This window comes from Streptomyces sp. NPDC003038, assembly GCF_040611115.1.
Lineage (GTDB): Bacteria > Actinomycetota > Actinomycetes > Streptomycetales > Streptomycetaceae > Streptomyces.
Map to the genome: position 1 here is coordinate 1 of NZ_JBEXNN010000082.1, position 4727 is coordinate 4727.

Annotated in this window: 1 protein-coding gene and 3 pseudogenes; 3 read left to right on the forward strand and 1 reads right to left on the reverse strand. The window is 63.7% G+C overall.

From position 1 onward, the window contains the following. Positions 1-91: pseudogene (locus tag ABZX75_RS33885) on the forward strand (transposase); the annotation flags it as partial. A gap of 17 nt (positions 92-108) precedes the next feature. Here the strand turns inward: ABZX75_RS33885 and ABZX75_RS33890 are convergent. Beyond that, a pseudogene (locus ABZX75_RS33890) lies at positions 109-276 on the reverse strand (IS3 family transposase); the annotation flags it as partial. A gap of 480 nt (positions 277-756) precedes the next feature. Here ABZX75_RS33890 and ABZX75_RS33895 point away from each other — a divergent pair. Beyond that, a pseudogene (locus ABZX75_RS33895) lies at positions 757-911 on the forward strand (integrase core domain-containing protein); the annotation flags it as partial. A 355-nt stretch (positions 912-1266) separates the two neighbouring features. Further along, positions 1267-1584 (forward strand): helix-turn-helix domain-containing protein, encoded by a 318-nt coding sequence (locus tag ABZX75_RS33900; RefSeq protein WP_355417968.1) that lies wholly within the window; start codon positions 1267-1269, stop codon positions 1582-1584. Positions 1585-4727 lie beyond the last annotated feature (3143 nt).

A 4727-nucleotide genomic window follows, 5' to 3' on the forward strand; every position in this document is an offset into this window, starting at 1 on the left:
CGATCTCTATTCCGGTGAGGCAAAGACCGACGCCCGCGACGCGTTCATCGTCGCGGACGCCGCCAGGGCCATGCCCCACACCCTGCGGACCGACGGCCCGTTCGGCTTGATGACCTCGGCCTTGAACAGGCCGCTCGTGCTCTCGGCGAGGGCGTTGTCCAGCCGGTACTGAGATCCGGCGTCGCTGTGGTGGATCAGGCCGGTGAGGTCGGCGGCGCCGGCGCGGAAGCGGGCGGCGGCGGCCATCTCCAGGGCGTCCAGGACCAGGGCGGTGCGCCGCAGAGCGATGGCCAACACCGCCTTCGACACACCTGACGACCTCGACCGCACACTCCGCCGCGAATTACGCAGAATCCAACTCCGGCCCCACCTGATCGACGGCTGCCTCACCGCCACAAACCTGCCTATCCACCCACCGGCCCCGCCCTGAAAACCTCAGTAACGGCAGGGCGCCGATCGAGGCCGGCTGGTCCACCACGACCAGCACCGGCTGGATCCGGTGGTGGTAGCAGGGGGTGCAGAAGGTGGCGCCGACGCTCTGGTAGCCCGGTCCGCCAGGACCAGGATCTGCCTGGTGCCTGGACGATGCCGTGGACACGGGCCGCGGTCAGGTCGTGAGGTGCGTCAACCGGGACGCGAATTTCAGACGAGCAGCGGATCGGATATGACTCTGACCTGGTCAGTTACGAGACGACGACCATCACCCGATCGGGTGGGCGAGTTGAAAGGCTAATTTGAAGCCAGTGTCCTCCAGTCATGAGCGCCATCCGCAGCAGCGCGGACAACGCACTCGCCGAGTCGTTCGACGCTACCTTCCAGCGGGAGACGCTCCAGGGCCGAAATAGCTGGCCCAGCGAGCACGACGTCCCGTCTCCCGCTGGCTCCCCCGCTACAACACCCGACGCGAACACATCAATGAAACCATCCAAGCCATCGCCGGCCCTGCTCTCAAACGAGCAGGCCAACACCCGCGGGCCCCGTCAGCCATAGTTACGTAACACCCCGAACCATACCTCGCGACGTGCACCGCCTACCATGCATGAGCTCGTTAGGTCACGAGTCGACCTCAAACACTCCTGTAGTACAGCAGCAGAAATTGAAATGTCCACCGCGAAGACCGACTTAGGCAAACGGGTGAAACTACCTCCAGGATCGACAGATCACGATGGACGCGCGCTCCGCTGGCGCACCAAGCGAGCAAGGTCCGATAAGTTTCCGGCGCAACACGACTAAAAGTCGTGCCCGCGTGATGGGAAGGAGAATCCTGTGCGTAGAAATGCAGCCCACGGGGTCGAGAGCTTGGTACGTGAAAGCGTCTCCGCCGTCTTGGGTGTCACCGGAGAGAACTGGACAGACCTCGGGGCGGCAATCGGCCTGACAACGGACACGGTCAGCCGGCGCCAGCGCGGTTACAGCCTCTGGACCATCGCCGACTTGGGCCGCTTGGCTGACCACTGGCAAATCCCCGCATCTAGCTTGATCGCAGGGCCGACTGATGCTCTATCAGACATCAAATCCGCACGCGTCGCTTCTATCCGCTCGGCCAAGGGGCTCCCCCCGGGGGACGACGCGCTCGCCGCCTGAAAGTACCAACGGCCCGGGATTCCCGTCCCGGGCCGCCGATGGCCACTCGCCTCGCCCGCTTTGACGTCGAGTGGCTCCTGCAAAAGCTGTGGTCAGCGCCACCCGGTTCCCGCCGAGTAGACCCCACGCGCCGTTTTTCATTCTACAAAGATCTGTCAAGGTCCGGTAGAGGCGACCAGTCTGCGCAGGTGGTTACGCCACACAGTAGACAAGGATCTTGCATTGCTCCGCACGACCAGTGCCGTTCTTCGGCACATCACCCTTTTCGGGGCGTCAGTCCACCACCCTGGCCGTCCCTTCCTCGGCGGCCTCCTCCTCAGTTCGTCCGCCCGTGAAGTTGAAGGCGACACGCTGACGAAGTGCTGCAGCCAGCCGATCCCGGTAACCGCCTATCGGTGCATCGTCTTGGCTTTGCCGACCTGGGGCGGTCAGCCCCTTCCCGCAGGTGGTGCACGATGAGTGTCTACGATGCTGACGACCTTGACGCAAAGCTTGAGTTTTCTCAGGGAAGTCGCCCCCCGTTCACGATGGTGGGCGACTGGGTGTACCTGTCTGGCGCCAGCAGCGACGCGCGGACGCTGTACTGGGGTATGGCCGCCCACGTCAGCCAGAGCCGTGACGACGAGGACGTGTGGCCTAACCTGCGGACGCTTGCCCGTTTCCTGGGCTTCGCCAAAGACGAGACGATCACCTCCTTGATGATCGAGTTGGAGCTGATCACAGCTGTCTCTGTCAAGCGCTCCACGATTGGTCTGATCCGCCGCAACAGGTACACGATCCACGGCACCCACCCGGCCGGCTATACCGGACCCCGATCGCTGTCCGACTGGTACGCAATGAACCGGGGCCCGCAGCACCGAGAGGAGAGCAAGCAGGAGCGCGTCGCGCGCGAGACCGCGTTTGACGCGTGGCTTGATGCTCGTCGCCAATACATGAAGGGCATGGTCGCGCGGGTCAAGGCGGACCGTGCGGCCGCCCGCAAGCTCTCGCTCCCCCTTCCGCCTCTGCCCCAGTGGCTACCACCAGGGCTCGCCGCGTTCCAGGCTCCAGTGACGGCGGCTACTGACGCGCAATCTCTTGTTAAGTCGCTGTCCCATCCCCCCACCCAGCGGGGTGCGTCTTCATCTGAAGAAACGTGCGACTTCACCATGAAGTCGCACGAAACCCCAGGTCAACCCGTACCCCGCTCCCAGGGGGTACGTACCCGCTCCCAGCGGGGGCCCGCTCCCCCTGGGAGCGGGGATAAACTAGACGAAGGTCAACTAAACGCATCACAAGAAGAAATTGCGCCTTCGGCGCGGAGCGCTGCTGACGCCCGTAGGGCATCTGCAGGTAGTAGTGCGCGTGCGAGCAAAAGCGTCTCCGCCGCGTCTCGCAATGCCGGATCGTCTCGTGGCGTAGGCCGGGGAAAGGGAGCCCGTATGACGCGGGAGCAAGCCGCCGCCGTGCGTATGGTGGAGGAGGCGCTCCCGCCCGAGCTCGTCGAGCTCCTACCGAAGAAGCGCCCGGCCGTCATCCGGAACACGATCCTGGCCGCGCTCAGCACCCGGGATGCTGCTCATCTGGCCGAACGGATTAACCGGCGCTGGTCATCTCACAACTACGCCGCCGCCCATTACGGAGGGAAGGGGCTGGGCTCGCCAGTAGGCGTCGTCGTTGGCCTGGTACGCCCGCCGAAGGATTGCCCGGACCTCGGATGCGAGGACGGCCAGATGATTGACACCGGAACCGAATGCCGGGCCTGCGCCCAGCGCCGGGCAGGACGACGCGATGACCATCGCGCTGGGCGCACCCGCAACAGCGAGGGGACCGCACCACTTTGGGCGTGTTCCATTCCCGAGTGCCCCGTTTCTGGCAGAGGTCCTGGACATCCCAGCGGTCTATGCCCCGCGTGCCGGGTCGAGGCCAAGGAGGCCGAGGAGGCAGGAACAGCGCTTCAGGCTCGCTGGGAGGCCGAGGAAGCCGAAATGCGGGTAGCCCTCGTCACCGAGGTAAGAGCCTCCCTGGAGTGGAGCCGGATGCTTGCCGCAGCGTATGCCGAACACCATGAGCGGGAGCAGGACGCAGCCGATAAACGCCGAAAAGCCCGCGTCGTCGGAGACCTGCGCCTACGATCCCAGCACACTGCCCATACCCCAGGCAGGCGCAATTACGCCCACGCTGAGACCATCGCATCCTCTAGTGACCTGAGGCAGAGAGGAACTGGCCGCTGGGACCTATGACTCATGCAGGGCTCCCACGAAGACTTGGCCCTGATAGTTCGGAGAAGTGCGCGGTCGGACCGCTACGTGTGCGCTTACGGTGTCTTATGTGGTGAGGCGCCGTTGACGATATTGAGGTGAACGGCAAACGGATCGGCGTCCGCATCCCCTGCAAAGCCATCGAGTCGGCTTGGACCGGCTGGCCGAGCCTAGCGTGCCCGCCTCGACGGGTTCCGAGCGGCATCCCCTGGCGCGTCTAACCCGTAATCGACGAGAGGATTGCCATCATATGACCACCGCAAGGTCGGCGTATCCGGCAGGTCACCACCGACGACCAAACGGTCAGCGTATCCCGGTAGGTCGAGGCGTCTCCCGATCTAATCGATACGCTGAAGGGTCCCAAGGCGAGGGGTCCCTGTGTCGGCCTCTGCTCCACCGTCCTGGAAATTGGGAGTAGAGGCCGACATACTTCATCTCGGTGACGTTCAGACATAGATTTTGTTTGCCGGTGATCTCCAAGGTGCGGATGGAGCTTTTTCAACCTCCGCCGACCGGGTGATACTACACACAATATTCGCAGATCTAGGGCGGTATGCTCCTTGCTTGAAGACCAAGCGCAAAGGCTCAAGGTCGGCCCTTGCCCGGTGCGCGAACCCCAGGGCTGACGCTCATGGCGGTGCCATAACTTCGGTGAGGAGCTGGTAGATCTGGGCTGCAGGCCACTACTTTTTACCTGGCTCGAAGCCATTGCAGGCAGGCCACCGTGCAAGCTGAGACCCGCGACGCTCATGTGGCCCAAGAGTGAGCTTTTTCAACTCTTCGACCGATCGGTGAGGCTCACAGACAGTGAGCCTTTTCAACTTGAGCTTCAGAACGTCCGCCTGAACGTCTGTGACCTGCAGGAATTGGAGCCTCCCGTCACCCGATCGGTGGGTGAGTTGA